The 22,323-nt window shown below is 38.2% G+C and carries 18 protein-coding genes; 11 read left to right on the top strand and 7 right to left on the bottom strand.

The annotated features are described in order from the left end of the window. Positions 1–220: 220 nt before the first annotated feature. From P0077_RS13130 to P0077_RS13095, 8 genes are all read left to right on the top strand, one after another. Positions 221–460 (top strand): VF530 family protein, encoded by a 240-nt coding sequence (locus tag P0077_RS13130; RefSeq protein ID WP_276165684.1) that lies wholly within the window; start codon positions 221–223, stop codon positions 458–460. An 8-nt stretch (positions 461–468) separates the two neighbouring features. Further along, entirely contained in the window at positions 469–921 is a 453-nt protein-coding gene (locus P0077_RS13125) for a tRNA (cytidine(34)-2'-O)-methyltransferase (protein ID WP_276165683.1), read from the top strand. 129 nt (positions 922–1,050) lie between these two features. Continuing rightward, positions 1,051–2,070, top strand: a complete 1,020-nt coding sequence (locus tag P0077_RS13120; protein ID WP_276165682.1) for an adenosine deaminase — start codon at positions 1,051–1,053, stop codon at positions 2,068–2,070. A 91-nt stretch (positions 2,071–2,161) separates the two neighbouring features. Further along, on the top strand, positions 2,162–2,842 hold the full coding sequence (gene rpe, locus P0077_RS13115) for a ribulose-phosphate 3-epimerase (protein WP_276165681.1): 681 nt from the start codon (positions 2,162–2,164) through the stop codon (positions 2,840–2,842). Continuing rightward, positions 2,821–3,801 (top strand): YpdA family putative bacillithiol disulfide reductase, encoded by a 981-nt coding sequence (locus P0077_RS13110; RefSeq protein WP_276165680.1) that lies wholly within the window; start codon positions 2,821–2,823, stop codon positions 3,799–3,801. The genes rpe and P0077_RS13110 overlap by 22 nt, the downstream gene beginning before the upstream one ends. A 98-nt stretch (positions 3,802–3,899) precedes the next feature. Further along, a complete protein-coding gene (locus P0077_RS13105; protein WP_276165679.1) occupies positions 3,900–4,394 on the top strand; it encodes a hypothetical protein in 495 nt (164 codons plus the stop codon). Positions 4,395–4,458: 64 nt separating this feature from the next. After that, entirely contained in the window at positions 4,459–6,387 is a 1,929-nt protein-coding gene (locus P0077_RS13100) for a tetratricopeptide repeat-containing sensor histidine kinase (protein ID WP_276165678.1), read from the top strand. After that, complete coding sequence (locus P0077_RS13095) at positions 6,377–7,021, top strand: response regulator (protein WP_276165677.1); 645 nt, start codon at positions 6,377–6,379, stop codon at positions 7,019–7,021. The genes P0077_RS13100 and P0077_RS13095 overlap by 11 nt, the downstream gene beginning before the upstream one ends. Here the strand turns inward: P0077_RS13095 and P0077_RS13090 are convergent, their stop codons facing one another. From P0077_RS13090 to P0077_RS13065, 6 genes are all read right to left on the bottom strand, one after another. After that, complete coding sequence (locus P0077_RS13090; RefSeq protein ID WP_276165676.1) at positions 7,022–7,531, bottom strand: hypothetical protein; 510 nt, start codon at positions 7,529–7,531, stop codon at positions 7,022–7,024. It lies immediately after the preceding gene. 20 nt (positions 7,532–7,551) lie between these two features. Then, positions 7,552–9,930, bottom strand: a complete 2,379-nt coding sequence (locus tag P0077_RS13085; protein ID WP_276165675.1) for a TonB-dependent receptor — start codon at positions 9,928–9,930, stop codon at positions 7,552–7,554. Positions 9,931–10,052: 122 nt separating this feature from the next. Next, positions 10,053–11,981 carry a heavy metal translocating P-type ATPase gene (locus P0077_RS13080; RefSeq protein ID WP_276169203.1) on the bottom strand — a complete coding sequence of 643 codons (1,929 nt, stop codon included), beginning with the start codon at positions 11,979–11,981 and terminating at the stop codon, positions 10,053–10,055. A 180-nt stretch (positions 11,982–12,161) separates the two neighbouring features. Beyond that, on the bottom strand, positions 12,162–13,361 hold the full coding sequence (locus P0077_RS13075) for an efflux RND transporter periplasmic adaptor subunit (RefSeq protein WP_276165674.1): 1,200 nt from the start codon (positions 13,359–13,361) through the stop codon (positions 12,162–12,164). Between the two features lie 4 nt (positions 13,362–13,365). Continuing rightward, positions 13,366–17,703, bottom strand: coding sequence for a CusA/CzcA family heavy metal efflux RND transporter (locus P0077_RS13070; RefSeq protein ID WP_276165673.1), 4,338 nt, complete (start codon positions 17,701–17,703; stop codon positions 13,366–13,368). A gap of 126 nt (positions 17,704–17,829) precedes the next feature. After that, positions 17,830–18,138 (bottom strand): DUF6660 family protein, encoded by a 309-nt coding sequence (locus P0077_RS13065; protein ID WP_349292951.1) that lies wholly within the window; start codon positions 18,136–18,138, stop codon positions 17,830–17,832. 254 nt (positions 18,139–18,392) lie between these two features. Here P0077_RS13065 and P0077_RS13060 point away from each other — a divergent pair, with 254 nt between their 5' ends. Both P0077_RS13060 and P0077_RS13055 read left to right on the top strand, forming a co-directional pair. Beyond that, positions 18,393–18,734, top strand: a complete 342-nt coding sequence (locus tag P0077_RS13060) for a hypothetical protein (protein WP_276165671.1) — start codon at positions 18,393–18,395, stop codon at positions 18,732–18,734. Between the two features lie 18 nt (positions 18,735–18,752). Continuing rightward, on the top strand, positions 18,753–19,718 hold the full coding sequence (locus P0077_RS13055; RefSeq protein ID WP_276165670.1) for a TlpA family protein disulfide reductase: 966 nt from the start codon (positions 18,753–18,755) through the stop codon (positions 19,716–19,718). A gap of 129 nt (positions 19,719–19,847) precedes the next feature. Here P0077_RS13055 and P0077_RS13050 read toward each other — a convergent pair whose 3' ends face one another. Next, on the bottom strand, positions 19,848–19,985 hold the full coding sequence (locus tag P0077_RS13050; protein ID WP_158499738.1) for a hypothetical protein: 138 nt from the start codon (positions 19,983–19,985) through the stop codon (positions 19,848–19,850). Between the two features lie 549 nt (positions 19,986–20,534). On the opposite strand from P0077_RS13050, the gene P0077_RS13045 reads away from it, so the two are divergent. Beyond that, positions 20,535–22,067, top strand: coding sequence for a TlpA family protein disulfide reductase (locus P0077_RS13045; RefSeq protein ID WP_276165669.1), 1,533 nt, complete (start codon positions 20,535–20,537; stop codon positions 22,065–22,067). The last annotated feature ends 256 nt before the right edge of the window (positions 22,068–22,323 follow it).

The raw sequence follows: 22,323 nt of genomic DNA, 5'->3' as shown, positions 1-22,323 counted from the left end.
ATTGCACGTTAAATATTCCTTAAATTGGAAATTTGGCATATATATTGTAATTTTAAAAGCAACAACAGTTTATCATGACTGTTCGTTTTTTGATTGATGAATAAACTCCGGCTGATTACCGGAGTTTTTTCATTTATAATATATAGTACAATCACCCACAAGCCCTTTATTTAATGGGCCTGATGGAAAATAACAAGAATCACACATTTAAAGTACCACTATGGAATCCGAAAAAAAATCATCCAACACCCAACCTAACAATCCATTACACGGTGTAAAATTAGTGGACATATTGGAACAGTTGAGAAAAAAATACTCATGGGAAGAATTGGCAGAACGTATAAACATCAATTGTTTTAAAAGCAACCCTACAATTAAGTCGTCTTTAAAATTTTTAAGGCGTACACCATGGGCCCGAACCAAGGTAGAACAGTTATATTTGAAATCTTTTCATAAATAGATTGTTATATGCCCTTCAACATTGTACTTGTAGAACCCGAAATACCCAACAACACCGGAAATATTGGCAGATTGGCACTTGGCTCAGGGTCTACCTTACATCTCGTTAAACCATTTGGCTTTGAATTAAACGACAAACGCTTAAAACGTGCAGGACTTGACTACTGGCCCCATTTAGAGGTACACATTTACGAAAGTCTGGACGACTTTTTGTCGCAACACGGTGAGAAAAATCTAATATTGTTTTCTAGTCATGGCACTAAAAATCACTGGTCCATTCCATTTGAGGATGGTCAATTTCTTGTTTTTGGCAAAGAATCCGTAGGCTTACCTTCCTCCTTGGTATCTTCGTACAAAGACAGTTTGTATAAAATTCCACTTTATAGTGAACACATTCGAAGTTTAAACCTAGCCAATGCCGTAGGTATCGCGGTCTATGAAGGGCTTAAGAACATCCAATAAAGAAGAAAGTAATCACCCTCCATTACGACTGTTAGTTGACCATACTAAATTTTAAATTAGTCGATATTTATAAAAAAACGATTAACTTGAAGTATCTCATTGGTATTCAAAAATTTAACGCGTTTGTCTATGAAAGATTCTGAAATGCTTTCCTTTATTCAAGGATTGCCAAAAACCGAACTCCATTTACATATTGAAGGCTCTTTTGAACCTGAACTTATGTTTAAGATTGCAAAACGCAATAACATTAAAATTAAATATGCCAATGTTGACGAAATTAAACAAGCCTATAGTTTCAATAATCTTCAAGAGTTTCTAGACATCTATTATGCAGGGGCTTCTGTTCTACTTACGGAGCAAGATTTTTATGATCTTACTTGGGCGTATTTGACAAAAGTTCATGAGCAAAACGTAAAACACGTAGAGATTTTCTTTGACCCTCAAACCCATACGGACCGTAACGTTCCTTTTGAATTCGTTTTAAACGGAATTTACAATGCACTAGAAGACGGTCAAAAACAATTGGGCATAAGTTTCAGGCTAATTATGAGTTTCTTGAGGCATCTAGATGAAGCTTCGGCCTTTAAAACCTTAGAACAGGCTTTACCCCATAAAGATAAAATTGTAGCCGTAGGATTGGATTCTTCGGAGGTGGGCAACCCGCCTTCTAAATTTCAACGGGTCTTTGAAAAGGCCCTTAACGAAGGTTTTTTAACGGTAGCCCATGCGGGCGAAGAAGGCCCTTCGGAATATATTAAGGAAGCGCTAGACCTCCTAAAAGTCACCAGAATTGACCATGGCAACCGTTGTCTGGACGATGCTGATTTGGTAAAAAGACTAGTTGAGCAGCAAATGCCACTTACCCTGTGCCCCTTATCCAATCTTGAGCTTAAAGTTATTCAGGATTTAAAAGAATATGCACTGCCCACCATGATGGAACACAATTTACTGGTCACTATCAACTCTGATGACCCTGCTTATTTTGGCGGGTATATGAACGAAAATTTTTGGGAAATAACCAAGGCCTTAAATTTATCGAAGTCGCAAATTGCGGAACTGGCAAAAAATGGGTTTAAGGCAAGTTGGTTATCGGAACAAGAAAAACAAGGCTATTTACAAGAGATCGACGAATATCTGAAAAACAACTAACTCCGTACGGTGTTATTCTTTAGCCGGTATGCGTTACTTCGTAAAAACACAATTCACTACTTTTGCATAAATTCTTTTTAACAGACACAAAATGAGCAAAACAAAAATTGCACCTTCTCTTCTAGCGGCCGATTTTGGCAACTTACAGCGCGATATAGAAATGGTAAACAACAGTGATGCTGATTGGCACCATATTGACATAATGGACGGCGTTTTTGTTCCTAATATATCATACGGCATGCCAGTTGTGAAAACAATTGCTGAGCATGCCACTAAGCCATTAGATGTGCATTTAATGATTGTTGACCCAGACCGCTATATTAAAACTTTTGCTGAATTGGGCGCAACACACCTTACGGTTCATTATGAAGCTTGCACGCATTTACACCGAACCATACAGGCTATAAAGGCGGAAGGAATGAAAGCTGGGGTAGCATTGAACCCACATACCAATGTTAACTTGCTCAAAAATATAATCAAAGATTTGGACATTGTTCTCATTATGAGTGTTAACCCTGGTTTTGGCGGACAAAGTTTTATAGAGAATACGTACGAAAAAATACACAACCTAAAGGAATTGATTAAAGAATCCGATGCCTCTACTTTGATTGAGGTTGATGGTGGGGTAAATTCCAAAAATGCCAAAGCCCTTATAAAAGCAGGAGCGGATATTCTTGTGGCAGGCAGCTTTATTTTTAAGACCGAAGACCCAACGAAAACAATTCAAGAACTTAAAAAATCTACGGATAGATGGAGCATTTTCGAGTTGTAATTATAGGTGGAGGACCTATAGGAATAGCATGTGCCCTTGAAGCCCAAAAAAATGGATTGAACTACGTGATTCTTGAAAAAGGCCCTATCGTAAATTCATTGTTCAACTATCCGCAGAACATGCAGTTTTTCTCTTCTTCGGAAAAGTTGGAAATAGATAACATTCCATTTATAAGCACAGAGGCAAAACCTAAACGCAATGAAGCGTTAGAATATTACAGAAGGATAGTTACCTCCAATGATTTAAATATAAGGCTATTTGAAAAAGTGAAAAACGTAGAAAAGACACAGAATGGATTTTCGATCGTTTCCTCAAAAAATACGTACACCGCGGACAAAGTTATTGTGGCTACCGGATTTTATGACTTACCAAATACGCTGAACATACCGGGAGAAGACTTACCTAAGATAGCTCACTATTACAAAGACCCGCATTTTTATGCCAGTCAAAAACTGGCTGTTGTAGGCGCCAGTAATTCGGCTATTGATGCTGCTTTAGAATGTTACCGCAAAGGTGCCGAGGTTACTTTAATTATTAGAGGTGACGAAGTTGGCCCCAGGGTAAAATACTGGGTTCGTCCTGATATAATCAACCGTATTGAGGAGGGCAGTATTAAAGCCTACTTTAATTCGAAATTAACGGAAGTGCGGCAAAGTGAAATTGTAATTGATACTCCAGAAGGAACGGTTACCCTTCAGAACGACTTTGTATTGGCTTTGACCGGTTACATGCCCAATTTTGATTTTATAACCCATATGGGTATTAAACTTTCAGAAGACGCCAAGAAGCTACCTCAATATGACCCAGAAACCATGGAAACCAATGTTGCCGGCATTTACTTGGCCGGTGTGATTTGCGGTGGTATGGAAACCCATAAATGGTTTATTGAAAACTCTAGAATACATGCTAAAATGATAATTTCCTCCATTCTAAAGGAAAAAGAGATTAGCACTACATAACTACTTACCCCTGTTTTCAGGGGGTAACATTTCACGGTTACAGGTATATTTTTCGGTGGTGCAAAACATGACATTTGTACCACTAAAGAACCTGAACTATGAAATATATCTACCCAAAACTCCTGCTCATCTGTCTGGCTTTCGCCATTTATTTCAATAACAAATCAGTTGAAAATAAAGATTTATCGCATTTAAGTAAAGTCAACCAATATTCTTTATTAGTTCAACGCGGGGCTTTTCATTTTGATTCGTTTAAAATCGTAAAGAACAAAATCTCGCATATTCCCGGTATTTCGTCCAATTTTGAAACGGCAACTTACAATGAAAATAGTCAGACTTTTTTAGACAGTTTACAAACTTTAGGCTTTTTCAAAAAGCTAGAAGCTCAAGGTTTTTGGAACCTGAAAACCCACTATGGTTCAGAAACCTCATGTAACAGTCAACTTATCGTGACCTTGACTACGAATGGAAAATCAAAAACCGTAATTTGCGATGATTACCAAACGGATTGTCCCGAACTCATAAAATATATAGAGAAAAAAGTTGTTGAATTGGAAGGAAACGATTTAAAACGAATCTATTTACCAGGATAAAACCATACCGCTGAAAACAAAACATAAATCCTATTTTTTCCGTTTGTTGCACATCTACTGTTTATTGGCAACAGTTATTCTGTTGGGCGCTTTAAATCTGCATGCCCAAGAATCTGGGAAAGACTTGCATGCCCCACCGCCACGCATCACTTTTTCGACCATTCCAACCCATCAGGAAGAATCGTTAAAATCACATTACGAAGCTTTAAAATATGCCGAGTTTGGAAATCAGCGGTTTTCCATATTTGAGCAATTAATGGAAGAACATATTACAAGAGGCAACACGGATTCCATTTTACACTATGGCAATCTTTACGTAAAAGAATTGGGCAACTGGCAAAAACCGGACTCCTTAAAAACGTTCCACTATGCTAAAGCACATTACTTTTTAGGCATCGGAAATCATTTTAATGGCCTTTTAGACAAATCTATTGAATGGCATATAAAAGGGCTTCAAGATGCAGAAGCTACGAACTCCACTGAATTTCAATACCGGAATAAAATAGGTCTATCACACAACTACATCCTAAAATCAGAAACGGATAAAGCGCTAGTGGTGCTTACCAAAGCCGTATTGAATTATGGAACAGAATTTCCAAAACTGACCATACAAGCCCATCTTCTCATGGGTAATGCCCATCTTTTTAAACAAGAATATGACCTTGCCCGTACAGACTACGAAGAGGCATTGCGCATGGCGTTGGACTTTAAAGATGCAGAAAAAGAATTATCGGCTAAATTAAATTTAGCCAAACTTGCCGAAGCACAACAAGATTATGAAAAGGCATTTCAAGGGTATGAATCCGTTAGGAATCAAGCTTTGGCCCGTGATTTTACCGCTATCTATTTTGAAGGCTCATTGCTCTTGGCCAAATTGTACTATAAAGAGGAAATGTACAAAACCGCAAATATTGCATTGAGTTTTGCCTATATCAACGCCATAGATCGCGAAAACCTTCAGTTTCAAAAAGAAGCTTTGATGATACAGGCCAGGAGTTTTGCCAAGTTAGATGATTATAAAAATGCGTACGCGGTAATGACCCAATTGTCCGGTGTCAACCATCAAATAAATACCAAACAACAACGGGAAATCATAAAAGAACTAGAAATTCAATATGAAACTCTAGAAAAAGAAAAGGCTATTTCCAGCCTTGAGGAAGACCAACTCATCAAGGCTGCAGAACTCAAAAGGCAGAAGACCGTTCAAAAAGCATTTCTTATTGGTTTCCTCGTGATTCTAATTCCTATAATCGCTTTACTCTATGTCTACTATCAAAAGATACAGACGCAAAGCGAATTGAACAAAAAGCAAGAAATAATTAATCAACAAAAGGTTACTACGCTAAAACAGGAACAAGAACTTAACCTTATTAAAGCATCTATTGATGGGCAAGATGAAGAGCGGAAAAGAATTGCCCAAGAACTACATGATAGTATTGGTGGCAACCTTGCCGGAATAAAGTTGCAAGTAGCTTCCATGACCAGTGAATCCGATAGATGGAAAGATATTAACGGACAATTGGACGAGACATATCAATTGGTACGGGACATCTCACACACGCTGATTCCCAAAAAGTTTAGACAAAATGCTTTTTCCGATTTGATACGGGAATATATTGCCTCTATTTCGCGTAGCGGAACACTAAAAATAGGTTTTCACCCACATCCTGAAGTGGATATTAATGCGATTGACGATACGGTCCAAATGGAACTTTTTAAGATGATACAGGAGTTAATGACCAATACGTTAAAACATGCGGAAGCTTCAAAAGTAGACCTTCACCTGAGTCTTTTAAACCATGAACTATCCTTACTTTTTGAAGACAACGGCAAAGGTTTTGACACCACAGCAACGAACCACGGTATCGGTTTTGAGAATATACAAAGTAGAATCACCCAACTTAACGGCACGCTTCACATAGACTCAACACCCAACAGAGGAACCGTAATAGCTATTGAAATACCTATAAAAAAAATATCACATGAAATATAACCTCATCATAGCAGATGACCATAAAATGTTTATAGATGGTTTACTGAGCATCTTAAACGATGCCCCTGAATTTTTAGTAGCTACTACGGCTAAAAATGGTGCGCAGGTGGTTAAATATCTAGACATTAACGGGGCCAATGAACTTCACTTGCTCATTACCGACCTCAGCATGCCGGAAATGGATGGTATTGAACTGAACCGTATTGTAAAAGAAAAATACCCTACCCTAAAAACATTAGTGGTAAGTATGCATATTGATGGAGGAATGATCGAGAAACTCATTCAAAACAATGTTGACGGTTATGTTCCGAAGAATGCAGAAAAGGACGAACTCCTAGCTGCCATGCGAACTATAGTTAAAGGAGAAAAATACTTTTCACAAGAAGTAAAACGTGTCTATACAGACGCTATGTTCGAAAATAAAAAACAAGAAGAAGTTCATCTAACCGACCGAGAAAAAGAGGTACTTAAACTCATTGCGGATGAATATACTACCCAAGAAATTGCAGATGAACTTTTCCTGAGCAAGCACACCATAGAGAGCTATCGTAAGAACTTAATCTCTAAATTACAGGTGAAAAATTTAGCAGGTCTTACCAAACATGCCATTAAAATTGGGCTTCTGGACTCCTAATTAAACAAACAGTAAAATAAGGGTAAGTACCAGTCCGCCAAGGGCAAAATAAATACCCTTCTTGAATATAGGAGCACTAGGTCTGAACATCCAAAAAGCAGATATTACAAAGAATAGCAGTGCCGCACCAAAGAAAATATTCAAGAAAAATAAAGGCTGACTAGAAGTTGCTTTGTGTATTTTGGTCATTTTTCCCAAAACATAAGGTAAATTTTTCTGAGTGTATGTGGTAAATCCAGTCTGACTATCATAGGTTCCGCCTTCAAAATAAACAGTTCCTCCCTCCTCTTTTTCTACTTTAAAGTGTTTAATCTTCAAAGCCTTGCCAACATCTTCTGCCTTTATATTAGGTTTTATTGTTTTTTCTACGGCAACTTCTTTTTTAAGAAAATCCGTATCCCTAAAAATTAAAATAATACCGCTTATAGCGTACATGGCCATTATTCCTGCCAAGAAAAAGCCTAAGTACCTGTGGTAGGTACGCATCTTTTCTTCTGTTTTTCTTCCCATAGTTGGTTTGGTTTGTTGGTTTACCTTCTTCTTCCCGAATACTCCATGGCTTCACCTTTACCAAAACCATAGCTAAAGCCAAATGTAATAAACCTGCCCCTTTGTCTACGACTATATGTTGAAAAAGTATCTTGGGTAATTTCGGATTCTTGTACCCGTGAGGCAAAAACATCCCTAACGCCTAGACTAACCACACCTTTACCTTTAAGGATTTTTCGGCGAGCACCAAGGTCCAGAAAGAGGTTGTCACTGGTTTTTCCTTGTACGGTCTCATAGCTACTTTGGTAATTACCGGTTGCTTCAAAATCTATATCGGCGGGCATTTTAATTTTGGCCATAAGTTTAGCAGACCATCTATCCGCATTAAAATCGAAATTTAGGGTATCGAGGCTCCCTTCTCTTACAAATCTGTTATAGTTTAAATCCGTAGTTGCGGTAAACCATTTTAGCGGACTATACTTTGCATTGAACTCCACACCTGTTGCTTTGTTGGTTCCGATATTCTCTGGTTTGCTAATATTCACGTCTCCTTCCAATGTATTGATAGACTCAATTACATCTGTAGTATAACGATGATAAACACTGGCGTTCAAGGATGCTTTTTCAAGAATAAAAATACTGGTAACCTCGTACGAATCGGTGAATTCTGGTTGTAAATCTGGATTACCTTGACGGATATTGAAATTATTTCTGATATTAAAAAACGGATTCAAATCCCATAAATCCGGGCGATACACCCTTCGTGAATAACCCGCTTGCATAGAAACTTTATCGGTAAACTTATATGAGGTATGCGCACTAGGAAAAAGATTGGAATACTTCTGCTCGTTCGCTTCGTTCGTATTTTTCAGTAAGGTGTTAAGGTTGGTCTGTTCCATACGTACCCCAGCCTTTATGCCCCATTTTTCACCTTCATAAGCTCCTGTTCCATAAAGGGCAAACACCTTTTGGTCGTATTCAAATACATTGGTTAAATTGGTATCGGACACGTAAGCACCGCTTATCAGGTCTTGCACCTCATAATCGTTACTTACATCGTTCATCACATACTGCCCCCCAGCTTCCATAGTCCATTCTTCGGTAAAGGGTCTGGTATAATCTAATTTAAACGTATACTCCGCTTCTTTAAACTCGGTTCGCGTGCGCTGAACAGCATCTTGATCATCCCCTGAAATAGTGAAATCCTCAAAATCCGAAGACTGGTCTTTTCCAAAGAAATTACCCAAAGCACTGAATAAAAGATCATGGTCTTCATGGTCCTTAAAATCGCTTTTATACTGAAGTTCATATTGATATTTGGGATTTGTTGCTTCGGTAGTTTCCGTACGTTCCCATTCCGAAATTAATTGGTTGTCCCCATCCCTAGATTCATAATTGGTTTGTGAGGGCTGGTCCTCTATTTCATAGGCAAAATTCCCTGAAAGGGTCAATACATTATTATCATTGATGTAATAGTCCGTACCGAGAATGATATTATAAAACTCCTCATTTCTAAACTCCTCACCTACGGAGGCTATAGATGAACCATCGGTCAAATCCCGATTGATATTTTCTACATCGTTCGGAAGTTCTCTATATCCCGCTCCAAGTTGACTAAAGAGATTAAAGCGTTCTGTACGGCGGTTGAGACTTAAACCAAAGCTATGATTGTCCGGAGACCCCGTATTTAAACTAATTGAACCGTTAAGGCCCTCCCGTTCTTCTTTCTTTATGACGATATTTATGATTCCCGAGGTACCTTCCGCATCATATTTCGCCGATGGATTGGTAATCACCTCTACCCGTTCTATCATATCCGAAGTAATCGTACCCAAGGCATTCCCACCTTCTCCGGTTAGAATAGAAGGTTTTCCATTTATCAATACCTGTACCCCTTGGCTTCCGCGTAAGCTAATTTGCCCTTCGATATTTACATTTACGGAAGGTACATTGTTCAGCACCTCCAATGCACTAGCGCCTGTGCTACTAATATCTTTTCCTACGTTAAAAACACGTTTATCTAACTTAAACTGTGTTCGTGACACCTCACCTGCTACAACAACTTCAGAAAGTTGTTGCGCATCTGCTGCCAGTGTTATTTCCTTTAAATCTATCTTACCGTTTGCGGACACGAGATTATCAAATCTTTTTTTCTCAAAGCCTATAAAACTAATTTCAACGAAGAAGTTCTCTGCATCCGTTTTTAAACTAAAAGTACCATCATCTAAGGTGGTGGTTCCCGTAATTCCTTTTTGTGTGGCTTTATCGCCAATCAGTACCGTAGCAAATGCCACGGGCTGTCCGCCGGTTTCCACGACCGTACCTGTAATCTCGATCTCTCCATTTTGAGCCTGGCTAATATTCGCTAGAAAAAGCGTTAAAAGAAGTGGTAAAAAAGTAGTGGTAAATTTTAGATGCATGGTAAAAGTTGTTTGGAATATAAAAGTGCATAAAAAAAGTATCTGACCGAACTCAATAACATCAATTTAACAATTTTAACAATCGTTCTAACCGCTGAATTCTATGCCTTTACACGCTGTACTCAATCCCATTTCATATGCTGTAAACGCACTGCGTTAAGAATTGCCAACAATGCCACACCCACATCTGCAAAAACGGCCTCCCACATGGTAGCCATACCAGAAGCACCCAAAAGCAGAACAATAGCTTTGACACCAAATGCAAGAGCTATATTCTGCCAAACGATACGCCTTGTGGATTTTGCTATTTCTATGGCCTGTGCCACTTTGGTGGGCTGATCGGTCTGTATGATAATATCGGCCGTTTCTATGGCTACATCACTGCCCAGACCACCCATTGCGATACCCACATCACTAGCTGCCAATACTGGCGCATCATTAATTCCATCTCCTACAAACGCTACAGTAGCTCCAGGCTTCTTTTTTAGACGCTCTACTTCGTTCAGTTTGTCTTCGGGCAAGAGGCCGCCTTTGGCATTTTTTATATTTAGTTTTTTTGCTACCGCTTGAGTGATGGCATCCGTATCACCGGAAAGCATTATTATATTGGTGACACCCGTCTTTTCCATTTCCAGAACGGCCTGCCCGGCATCGTCCTTCAACTCATCCGCAATGGTTACATACCCCACAAATGCATCATCAATAGCTATCACAACTAAACTGTCCGCTATAGCCAATGCAGTATCGGGTACTCTTATGCCATGAGCAGTCAATAAAGTTTCATTACCTGCAAAGACCGTTTTACCGTTAACGGTACCTTTTAGCCCCATGCCGGCTACTTCGGTAACCTCCGTTGCGCTAAACCCTAAATCTTCCTTCAAATGAAAGTCCATTATGGCTTTGGCTATCGGGTGTGTAGATTGTGACTCCAGAGCTGCGAGGTAGTTCATTAGCTCATTTTGGGTGATTGTGCTTTCATTTTGTCCATTTCCATGTAATACAATATCCCTGATTTTAAACACCCCTTTGGTCACCGTTCCCGTTTTATCCATCGCTATGGTATTCAGCTTGGTCATGGTATCCAAAAACGATGCGCCTTTAAACAGAATACCATTCCTAGATGCCGCACCCAATCCCCCAAAATATCCCAAGGGAATAGAGATGACCAGCGCACAAGGGCATGAAATCACTAAAAACACCAATGCCCGGTACAACCAATCCTGAAAAGCATATGTTTCTACGAAAAAATAGGGCAACAAGGTAAGTGCAATTGCCAAATACACTACGATAGGTGTATAAATCCTAGCAAATTTTCTAATGAAAAGTTCGGTCTTAGATTTTCTAGCCGTAGCATTCTGAACCATATCTAGAATACGGGCAATGGAACTATCCTTAAACTCCTTGGAACTTTCCACTTCCACCACACCATCCAAATTGATGCTGCCCTCAAATACTTTAGCTCCTTTAATAGCGGATGTGGGTTTGCTTTCCCCGGAAATGGCAGCCGTGTTCAAACTTGCTTTTTCCGAAAGCAAGATGCCGTCTATGGGTATCTTCTCCCCTACACGTACCTGAACTTTTTCCCCGATTTTGACTTTGTCCGGCACTACGGTTACATACTCCCCATTGCGAAAAACTCGCGCCTCTTTGGGCCGGACATCCAATAAGGCCTGGATATTGCCTTTTGCCCTAGACACGGCCGCATCTTGAAACAGTTCGCCAACAGCATAAAATAACATTACCGTGACGCCTTCTGGATACTCCCCCAGTACAAAAGCACCTACAGTAGCTACGGTCATTAGAAAAAATTCCGTAAAAAACTGTCCTTTTAAAATAGCGTTCCAGCCCATTTTCATAACGGGAAAACCCACAGGAATATAGGCCGCTACATACCAAATAAGGCGAACCCAACCCTGAAAGAATGGCACTTTAAAATAATCCATTGCCATACCGGCCAACAAAAGCGTAAAACTTAGGATAGCCGGCAGGTACGGGTTGTTACTCTTTTCCGTACTACAACTGTCACCAGAACCGCAACATCCCTCATTCATTTCATGCGCATGTACGTCTGTTGTATCTGTCTTTTTATCCTCTCTCATCATTCAAAAATTTGAGCTACCAACCCGTTCCCAACTGGTTTCAATAGATTAAAATAAACCTGATTTTAAGAATATAACCCATCTCAAAACCATTAATTATTATCCTTATCGTTCTCTTTGCTTTTAATTTTCTCAGTGGCTATGTTCTGCCTCCCCTTTTTTCATTTCCGCCATTAAATAATAGGCATTGTTAAATGCAAATGTAGCGGTGAATTCAATTTCTTTGAAAAAATCTATAGTCACCCAACCATCATCTACGCTTCCTATAGTAACCTCATGCGGAACAAAACGAAATGCATCGCCCTCTTTCTCCACGGTAAATACAAAACTCTTATTTCCGTTTTTGGCAATGGCACTTTCTGGAATTGCCTTTACATCATCATTAGCCACTTGAATCCTGCCTTTTATATACATTCCTGGAATTAAATTTCCCTCTTTATTCTCAATCTCCGCATGCACATGTAGTGCTTTTGGACTTTGCTCAAAGGTTTTACCAATGGAATAAATCTCAGCAATCAACTCCTTATCACCCAAAGATTGCACGTAAAACTTAACCGTTTGCCCCTCTTTGATCTTATACACATCTTTCTCAAAAACCATAAGGTCAGCATGCACGTGGTGTGTATCCACTACTTCAAAGAGATGGGCTTGGGGATCTACATATTGTCCCGTTTTCACATTTACTTTTTGCACGTGACCTTCAATAGGACTACTTAATGCCACCCGTTGATAAATGGTTCCCTTTTGCACACCGGCAACGTTTATGTTCAATTGCTTTAACTGCGCGGCCATACCTATCACTTTACCTCTTGATGCTTGATATTCGGCCTCTGCTTTCTGAAAGTTCAATCCGCTACCTACACCTGCCCCATACAATTTTTGCTGTCGCTCATATTCTTTTTTCAAAAACTGACTAGAACTAAAAGCGTCTAAATAATCGGTTTGTTTTTGAATGATATTTGGGTGAGAAAGATACGCTACAGTTTGGCCCTTTTCTATTTTATCTCCTTCTATTACTTCTATAGCTACTACGTTTGCCCCCACTACAGAAGTAATGGCTGCTTCGTTCTGTGGTGGCACTTCTAATTGTCCGTTTGCTTCAACATAACCGCTCATATTCCGCATATGCAAAGTATCCGCCTGCATTTGCAAAGCATCATACTGTTTTTGGTTTAGCATTACTTCTTCTGTTCCTTCCTCGTGCCCCTCAGATTCTATATGATCATGATCTGCTTCGTTCGTATGTTTTTTCTTTTGACTATCTCCACAAGAGCTGAGACCAAGCATAAAAAGGAGCAGTGCTACTGATATATATTTGTGTGAATTTTTCATGTTTTTATTGATTGAAATATTGTAGTTCGTATATAGTTTCTAAGTAGTTATCCAACGCATCAAGGCCATCCATTTCTGTTTGAACGGCATCACGTATAATTTGGGTAAAGCCCAAATAATCCACTGCCCCCTCTTTGTAAGCCAACAGAGCACCTTTATGTTGCTCTGCGGAAAGAGGAAGCGCCTCGTTTTTATAAAATAACCATGACGCTCTCCATTTTTGATAGGACATTAAAGCTTGTTGGTATTCGGACATGAACTGACGCTGCTCAAATTGTGCATCTGTTTTTACAATCTCTGTATTGATTTTAGCCGATTTTTTCCTGCTCCGGACCGTACCCGAAAAGAAAGGAACCGTAATACCCGCCTGATAGCTATAAAAACCATTGTCTCCATTTATTTGCTGTAAACCACCCTGCACATTAAATTTTGGTAACATTTCTGCCTGCGCAGCCTTAAAATCGGCTTGAGCTTCATCAATTCGCTTTTCCGACAATTGGTATTCAGGATGATTTTTAAAATCTGGATGAACCTCAAAAACCGCGTCTACCTCATCTCCTAAAACATCAGAAACCGTATAATAGATATCTGAAGCCAACCACAGGTTCAACTGCTGCAACGCTATGGCATAATCGCCTTGAGCCTGTTGGTATTTATTTTTCATCTGCAAGGCTTGGTTTATGGCAGAAGTATATTCCAGCTTTGAAATTGCTTCTACCTCATAATTTAGTTCAATAGCTTTTTGAAACTGCGAATAGACCGAATCCAGTTCCTGATACAGGAGGTATCCTTTTTTAGCCCGGTACGCCCTAGCCCAAGCTTTCTTCACTTCCTGTTCTACTTGGAGTTCTGAAAGTTTATAGGTAGCCTCTGCTAGTGCAACACGTTGTCTGTACAATTGTTTTTTAGCATTAATTCCCAATACATCTATGTTTTGCTGCCCCACACCAACCAAGGTATACACGCCGCGGTTATCCGCAATTTCTTCGCCACTACTATAGAGCCACGTATTTCCTAAGTCATAAATTTCCGATTTCTGGGAAGCTTGTTGTTCTATTTGCAATTGACCGGATTTCAATAAGGGAAAGTTACGCTTAGTGGTTTCCACCGCTTTCTCCAAAGAAATAGTAGGTAATGAAGTTTTAGTTTCCTGGCTATACCCATTAAAGGAGACCACCAAAAAAACTGAAATAAGTAAGGTTGTTTTAAGCTGTGGTTTCAATTTTAATTTTTGTTCTTGCCTGTTTTCGACCCACTGATAAAAAATAGGAAGTATAAAAAGCGTCAATAAAGTTGATGTTAGCAGCCCCCCGATAACCACGGTAGCCAAAGGACGTTGTACCTCAGCTCCCGCAGAAGCCGAAATTGCCATAGGCAGAAAGCCTAAAATATCCGTGAAAGCGGTTAACATTATAGGGCGAATACGCCGTTTTGTACCCGCTATAATTCGGTCTTTTAGATTGGTAACACCTTCTTCTTTCAGCTCGTTCAATCCACTTACCATAACCAGTCCGTTCAGCACTGCAACTCCAAAAAGCACAATAAAACCTACACCTGCGGAAATACTAAAAGGCATATCTCGCAGCCATAAAGCAAATACGCCCCCAATAGTTGCCATGGGAATAGCCAAATAAATCATTATAGTTTGAGGAAGGGATTTTAAAGCGAAATAAATAAGGATAAAGATGAGTAGCAGCGCTATGGGCACTACCATTTGTAATTTAGCACTTGCCCTTTCTAAATTCTCAAAAGCGCCTCCGTAACGAATGAAGTAACCGGCAGGCAGTTTGAATTCCGCATCTAACTTTGCCTGAATATCCAATACAACCGACTTCACATCTCGATCCCTTATATTAATACCTACATAAGTTCTGCGGTTAGTATTGTCCCTACTTATCTGCATTGGTCCGGGTTCATAACTTACGGTCGCCAATTCCCTAAGCGGAATCTGAGACCCATCTTCAAGATTTACGAACAGGTTTTGCACATCTTCAATACTATTCCGGTTTTCCTCTTTTAAGCGCACCACTAAATCAAATCGTTTTTCGCCTTCAAAAATCACTCCTGCCTTTCCACCTGCAAAAGCAGCCTGCACCAAACTATTCAATTGATTTACACCAATACCATACTGTGCCAATTTGCTTCGGTTGTAATGAATGGTAATTTGCGGAAGTCCGTCCGTTGCTTCCACCTTCATATCTGCCACACCGGGAATATTTGCAATGAGCTTCCCCATTTCTTCGGCCTTACTGGCCAAAACCTGCATATCTTCCCCAAAAATCTTAATAGCCACATCTTCTCTAACCCCAGTAATAAGCTCATTAAAACGCATTTCTATAGGTTGGGTAAATTCATAATTCACCCCAGGCAAAATACTAATGGCTTCTTTAATATCATTTATAAGCTCTTCCTTGCTTCGCCCAGATTCCCATTCACTTTGTGGTCTTAAAATGGCAAAAACATCGGCAATATCCATAGGCATGGGATCCGTGGGAACATCTGCGACCCCGATCCTACTTATGACCCGTTTAACTTCGGGGAATTTTGCTTTGACTATTTGCTCAACCTTGGTTGTTGTTTTTATACTCTCACTTAATGAACTGCCCGGTTTTAGAATGGCATGAAAAGCAATATCGCCCTCATCCAATTGTGGAATAAACTCCCCTCCCATTTTGGTGAAAGTAAATATGGCCAGCAGAAAAAATACTACAGCCATACCAATAATCAGTTTTGATTTTGCCAATGATTTTAATAAAAGTGGCTGATACCTCCTTTCTACCCAATGCACAAAACGGTCTCCGTATGATTTTTTATTTGACTTTGGGGGGCGTAAAAACAAGGCCGAAACCATGGGTACGTACGTAAGGCACAACAGCATGGCCCCGATCATGGCGAAAATAAAAGTAAGTGCCATAGGACGAAACATTTTACCTTCTACCCCTTCTAAAGCCAGAATAGGCAGGAAAACAATCAGTATAATCAATTGTCCAAAAAAGGCGGCATTCATCATTTTTTTTGAGGCCTTTGCAGAGATCTCGCTACGCTTTTCTGGTGTTACGTTCTTTTTTTTCATCACATAAGAATACATGAGAAAGACCGTACCTTCTACAATGATAACCGCACCATCTACGATAATACCAAAGTCTATGGCGCCAAGACTCATAAGATTCGCCCAAACATCAAAAACATTCATAAGTATGAAAGCGAACAATAAGGATAACGGAATGGTAGATGCCACAATAAGACCACCGCGCCAATTGCCCAACAAAAGCACCAAAACAAAAATCACGATCAGCCCCCCTTCCAAAAGGTTGCCCTTGACCGTACCCGTAGTTTCTGCAATCAATTCACTACGATCTAGAAAAGGCGCTACTTTTACACCTACTGGCAACGATTGCTGAATCTGGTCCATACGTTCAATAACATTTTCTATTACTTCATTGGAATTGGCACCTTTAAGCATTAAAATCATACCCCCAACAGCCTCGCCTTTTCCGTCTTTAGTAAGCGCGCCATATCGTACGGCGCTCCCCATACGCACCTCGCCAACATCCTTTATTTTAATAGGGACACCACCTACGGTTTTCACCACCATATTTTCAATATCCGAAACGGTTCTGGCCAAACCTTCTCCCCTAATAAAATTAGCTTGATGGTTACGTTCTATATAAGCACCACCCGTATTCTGGTTGTTTTTCTCCAAAGCGGAAAATACCTCGGATATAGAAATATCAATAGCCCGCAACTCAGTTGGGTCTACCGTTACCTCATATTGTTTTTGATTTCCACCAAAGGCATTTACCTCTACCACACCCGGCACCATAGCCATTTGCCTGCGGATAATCCAATCTTGAAAAGTCCGTAAGTCCGTAATGGAATATTGATCTTTATATGCTTCTTCTACTTCAAGTACATATTGATAAATTTCACCTAGACCTGTAGAAATAGGCCCTATAAAAGGCTTACCAAACCCTGCTGGAATCTGTTCTTGAACTTCCCGTAGTTTTTCGGCCACAAGTTGCCTGGGCAGATACGTACCCACCTCATCATTAAAAACAATGGTAACTACGGAAAGCCCAAAACGGGAAACCGAGCGTATTTCTTCTACATTAGGCAAATTGCTCATGGCCACCTCTACCGGATACGTTACAAATTGCTCTATATCTTCAGTACCCAAATTGGGCGACTGTATAATGACCTGCACCTGATTGTTGGTAATATCTGGTACCGCATCTATGGGTACTTGAGTCATGCTATAAATACCCGCACCAATTAGTGCCAGCGTAAACAGACCTACAATGAATTTATTATTGATTGAAAAATCAATGATTCTATTAATCATATGTATTGCTATAATTCAGTTAAAAAAATGGATGTTTCCTTCGTGACGTGTAAACGTACAGGAATTAGGTAACGACTTAAAAAAAGCACATTACAACAGGATATAGGTTTCCTCTAAAAAACTGAATTATGCCCGGGGAGGTTGTAGTAAGTTGTAAAGAATGTCTTTGCCCATACTATCAAAATGGACAAGCTCTTGCTGAGAAATTAGGGGTTGAAAAGGCTCAAAACTAAAAATCTCAAAATTTACCGTATGTGTATGACAGCAATGACATTGGCAAAAAGGCGAACACGAATCATTATCTGTATGCCCGTGGCCATCACCACCGTCTGAAATAACGGCGACCTCATCTCCAGGACTAGGTTCTGCGTCGCTACATGGCATAACATTCAGTGCCAAAAAATAAAGGGACAGTATGAGGGTCAATAACTTCACTACTCAAAGATAATAAGATTATGAATGTTCCTACATTTTATTTCACACAAAAAACTTGGAAGGTTTCTTGTAAATCCAGAACCGTTTGTAAACGTATGTTATGCATATACTATACTTCTAATTCTTTTTATATCCCTTAAAAATAGGAGATTATGCATATCTTAGAGGTATAGATAAAATATAGTTACTAGTGACTATATATAGTTGTTACCTGCAAGCTGAAAAAACGAACCCGATTTAAAATTTAAATAAACATGAGAATTAAAACTACATTACTATTAAGCATATGTTTATGTATAATGACAGGTTGCAAAAAAGACAACATTTTAGAACTACCTATCACCTATCACAAAGGATTTAGCCCTTTCGAAGCATCTACTGGTGGTGCAGGTCTTTATATTGATGATAAATATTTTAAAGATAAAATAAACCCTTGGAAAAAAACACATTTGAAAGTTTCTGGAGTACCACAAAATTGGACAGATGCAAAAGTTGGACACATTCAATCAGATATGGAACGATATGTCTATCAAAACTACCTTTTGGGAGATATGTCAAAAGAATGGTATGAACAGCTACAAGATATGTGGAATTGAGAACCAGATACATTGAATTTGTCAAAAGAGCCAATAAAAACCAGAGTTGCTTTCGCTGTTGGAAATGATTCCGTTGGAAATACGATGGTCGTTGTAGATGCCAATAATAATTATGATTTCAGTGATGACGTGCCTTTTGAACTAGTTCAGAATGACAGTGAATTAGATTGGGATTCACGGTTAAATAATGAAGCAATATATGTTACCTTTGAACGCCTATTAAATGACAAAAAGATTCAGGTTGAAGTTCCTCTCTTGATTTCCGATGGCAATATAGATCTAAATTACTTAAATTGTAATTTCGCTCAGTACCGCACTGCAAAATTAGAGAATCACTTAATAAACATCTATTCTAGAAGTATCTTTCCATTTAGCAATGTAGGGATAACCATTAGCCAAAGTCTCGATGGAGAAAAAATAGATTTGGATAAAGTAGCTTTTAACAATGAATATATTCAAATCGGAACTAATCTATACAAAAATTTAGGAGTAAAGAGGAATAAAGATGTTTTACTTTTAGAAAAACTAGACTTACCTAAAAATGAAATACGCTCTACTCAAATTGGATCTAAAGCAATTGATTTTTCAGGAAGTCAGTTTGAACGTGAAAATACTATTTCATTAGATAGTTTAAAGGGGAAATATGTACTTCTCGACTTTTGGGACACTGGGTGTGGCCCTTGTCTCCTAGAAATCCCAAATCTCAAGACCTTATATAATAAAACTAATCGATCAAAATTTGAAATCATTAGTATTGTTGTAGACAGTCCAATAGAGGATTTGGAGCGATTGATGAAAGAACATGAAATAACATGGCCTCAAATTATATCCGATGATTCTAACAAAATCAAAGAAAATTACGAGATACAAAAATATCCTTCAACATTTCTAATTAACCCAGAGGGAATAATTATTGCAAAAGATTTAAGAGGAAAGGAGTTGGAAACCAAAATAGATAGTTTAATAAATAAAGCCAGCAGGTAATCGAGTGGATGGCTCCGCCATCAAATGACGGAGTGCACCCCTCACACCACCGTACGTACGGGTCTCGTATACGGCGGTTCGTAAATCATCAAACCAAGGCTCTTTTCACCCTTGGCACTATCTTCTAATTTAGGCATAGGCTACAACATGTGCTCCTATGCGAATTTTGAAGAGAATTACGTTCGGTCCTTCCTTGTTTGTGAGACCTCTAGGGTACTGCCCTAGCTCGTTTCCCGTAAGTACTATGACCTCTGCTGACTTCTCCATGTAGCTACACGTAACTTTGGAGACCTCCCTAGGTAAGAACATCTTCTTTCGCTCGATCCCTGCCGTATCTACATATCTACCCTTTTGATGTTCTTAGGGCGTTACAATGATGTGCTTGCTTACCCCAAGTAAATATGCCTCCGTATACGGTTCCTGCTTGGTTTATCCTGAGCATAGCCGAAGGGTCTGTCCCGAGTTTTGTAGTCTCGCTTTCTTCAGATGTAACCTCACGATTACCACCCTTGCGACTTACTAATGGTTCAAGACGTTACGCCAGCGCATGAGGGACTTGCACCCTCTAGATTAATTAACTACATTTCTGTAGCGTAAAAGATGTCCATACTGGGCACACATACCGTATAAAATTAATTGCTAGTGCAAGCCTACTTACGAAAATCCTCGCGGATTTTATATTAGGTTTCTAAACACGCAACTAATCTTATACAAACACGTTAGCAAAAACTTGTGAAGTGACTTATCTAAAAGTGATATTTCATCAAATAAAAATTAAAGAACTCTTAAGGTTGAACAGTGTAAAGAAAAAATAAAATGAAATATAGATACATCCTAATTTTAATAATTTTAATAAGTTGTAAAACAGAAGTTGATAACAAACTAACAAATAGTCATATAAAGTCCAAAAACTTATACATTAATGGAACTGCTGATGAAAGTAGTTTTATTAAATATTTCAATCTTTTCGATGAATCAAATTTTTACAATAAAAATTATAATTACAAATCAAAATCTACAAATGAAGATTCAATCAGTTTTCATTTAAACAATATAGATTATCCTCGAGTAATGGAAATTATGGCTTTTCAAAAAAACCTATTTCATAATACAAGAATATTTGTAACTCCAGGAGATAGCGTTCAATTTGAATTAAAAAAGGGAATTCTAAAATTTTTTGGAAAAAATGCTGAACATTATAATTTCTTTTTAGAAATGGATAGAAAAAATAGGGAATGGGGTACTTTAAGTTTTAGTAATTTAGAAGGTGGTTTTGAAAGTTATAAAAGAAAATGTGATTCTCTTTACAATAAAAGGCTAAATTTTTTGAATAATTACACTCAAAGAAATAAAGCTGTATCCAATGAATTTATTAAAACTATAAAAGAGGAATTTTATCTTGAGCATTTACTGAATTTAATAAAGCCTCGAACAGAAGTTCAAGGAGGTTATTCTATAAATACTCAAGAAGACATTGCTTTTATTTTAGAAAAATCAAGAAGGAAAGAAGGAGATTTTTTCGACTTCAACAAGTATCTAGATAATGTAAAGACTGAAGATTTAAACAAACCACATCTAATTAATAATTCATTTTTCAAAATGAGTATCGTTCCACTTATAAGACAATACTTTGTTACAAGTGACAAGGCTCCTTTTTCTAAAGAATCCTTCATAGAAGAATTATCATTTTTGAGGGAAAATTTTGATTCAAAAATTGTAAAATATACTACTGGAAGATTAATTGTAGATTACTATAAAAAAGGATTTGGAAAAGATGAAAATACTAATCAATTTATGAAAAAAATTATAGATGATTATATGAAAACAATTACAGATTCAACATACATAGAAGCTATTACAGATATAAAAACTGAATTAAGTGCTTTAAATAAAGAATTACCTAAAAACTTAAAAGAATTAGCTCTTAATTTATCAAAAGACACTATCAGTCTGAATTATGTACTTCAAAAAAAGAAAATTAAAGTAATTGATTTTTGGGCTAGTTGGTGTTCTCCTTGTATAAAGGAAATAATAAAATCAAAAGAGCAAAGAGCCAAAATTATCGATAAATTTAATATTGAATTTATCTATTTGTCTGTAGATTCAAATACTGAAAAGTGGGTTGATAAAAGTATAGATTTAAGCAATTATTTAATTTCTGTAAATCAATATAAAGTTTTAAACCCTAAAAAATCAAATTTTATAAAAGAACTAAATATTAGAGCAAGTTATGGTTTGTCTATTCCAAGATATGTAATCCTAGATGAGAATAATCGAATAATTGACAATAATGCACCTAAACCATCTAATTCCGAATTTGAAGAAATAATTACTAAAATAAGTTACTGAAATAAAACCCGCATTTGCTAATCGAGTGGATGGCTCCGCCATCAAATGACGGAGTGCACCCCTCACACCACCGTACGTACGGGTCTCGTATACGGTAGTTCGTCATTCATACTTTCAATTGCTCTTTGCTTCAATCGAAACTATTACGTAATTTTCTATAGCTAAAAAGACGTCCATTCTGGGCAAGTACTGTATAAGAAATCATAGTCGCCTATAGTTAGGCTACACCTGCAATACTCACCCTTGTGAGCAATTA

Origin of the sequence: Zobellia alginiliquefaciens, from assembly GCF_029323795.1 — a bacterium.
Taxonomy (GTDB): domain Bacteria; phylum Bacteroidota; class Bacteroidia; order Flavobacteriales; family Flavobacteriaceae; genus Zobellia; species Zobellia alginiliquefaciens.
The sequence above is the reverse complement of the archived record's forward strand: the minus strand, read 5'-3'. Positions and strand labels throughout refer to the sequence as shown.

Bases quoted from the DNA above. Each gene is read 5' to 3' on its own strand.
- P0077_RS13130 (WP_276165684.1), top strand. From the start codon at position 221: ATGGAATCCGAAAAAAAATCATCCAACACCCAACCTAACAATCCATTA.
- P0077_RS13125 (WP_276165683.1), top strand. From the start codon at position 469: ATGCCCTTCAACATTGTACTTGTAGAACCCGAAATACCCAACAACACC.
- P0077_RS13120 (WP_276165682.1), top strand. From the start codon at position 1,051: ATGAAAGATTCTGAAATGCTTTCCTTTATTCAAGGATTGCCAAAAACC.
- rpe (WP_276165681.1), top strand. From the start codon at position 2,162: ATGAGCAAAACAAAAATTGCACCTTCTCTTCTAGCGGCCGATTTTGGC.
- P0077_RS13110 (WP_276165680.1), top strand. From the start codon at position 2,821: ATGGAGCATTTTCGAGTTGTAATTATAGGTGGAGGACCTATAGGAATA.
- P0077_RS13105 (WP_276165679.1), top strand. From the start codon at position 3,900: ATGAAATATATCTACCCAAAACTCCTGCTCATCTGTCTGGCTTTCGCC.
- P0077_RS13095 (WP_276165677.1), top strand. From the start codon at position 6,377: ATGAAATATAACCTCATCATAGCAGATGACCATAAAATGTTTATAGAT.
- P0077_RS13090 (WP_276165676.1), bottom strand. From the start codon at position 7,531: ATGGGAAGAAAAACAGAAGAAAAGATGCGTACCTACCACAGGTACTTA.
- P0077_RS13085 (WP_276165675.1), bottom strand. From the start codon at position 9,930: ATGCATCTAAAATTTACCACTACTTTTTTACCACTTCTTTTAACGCTT.
- P0077_RS13080 (WP_276169203.1), bottom strand. From the start codon at position 11,981: ATGAATGAGGGATGTTGCGGTTCTGGTGACAGTTGTAGTACGGAAAAG.
- P0077_RS13075 (WP_276165674.1), bottom strand. From the start codon at position 13,361: ATGAAAAATTCACACAAATATATATCAGTAGCACTGCTCCTTTTTATG.
- P0077_RS13070 (WP_276165673.1), bottom strand. From the start codon at position 17,703: ATGATTAATAGAATCATTGATTTTTCAATCAATAATAAATTCATTGTA.
- P0077_RS13060 (WP_276165671.1), top strand. From the start codon at position 18,393: ATGAGAATTAAAACTACATTACTATTAAGCATATGTTTATGTATAATG.
- P0077_RS13050 (WP_158499738.1), bottom strand. From the start codon at position 19,985: ATGGAGAAGTCAGCAGAGGTCATAGTACTTACGGGAAACGAGCTAGGG.
- P0077_RS13045 (WP_276165669.1), top strand. From the start codon at position 20,535: ATGAAATATAGATACATCCTAATTTTAATAATTTTAATAAGTTGTAAA.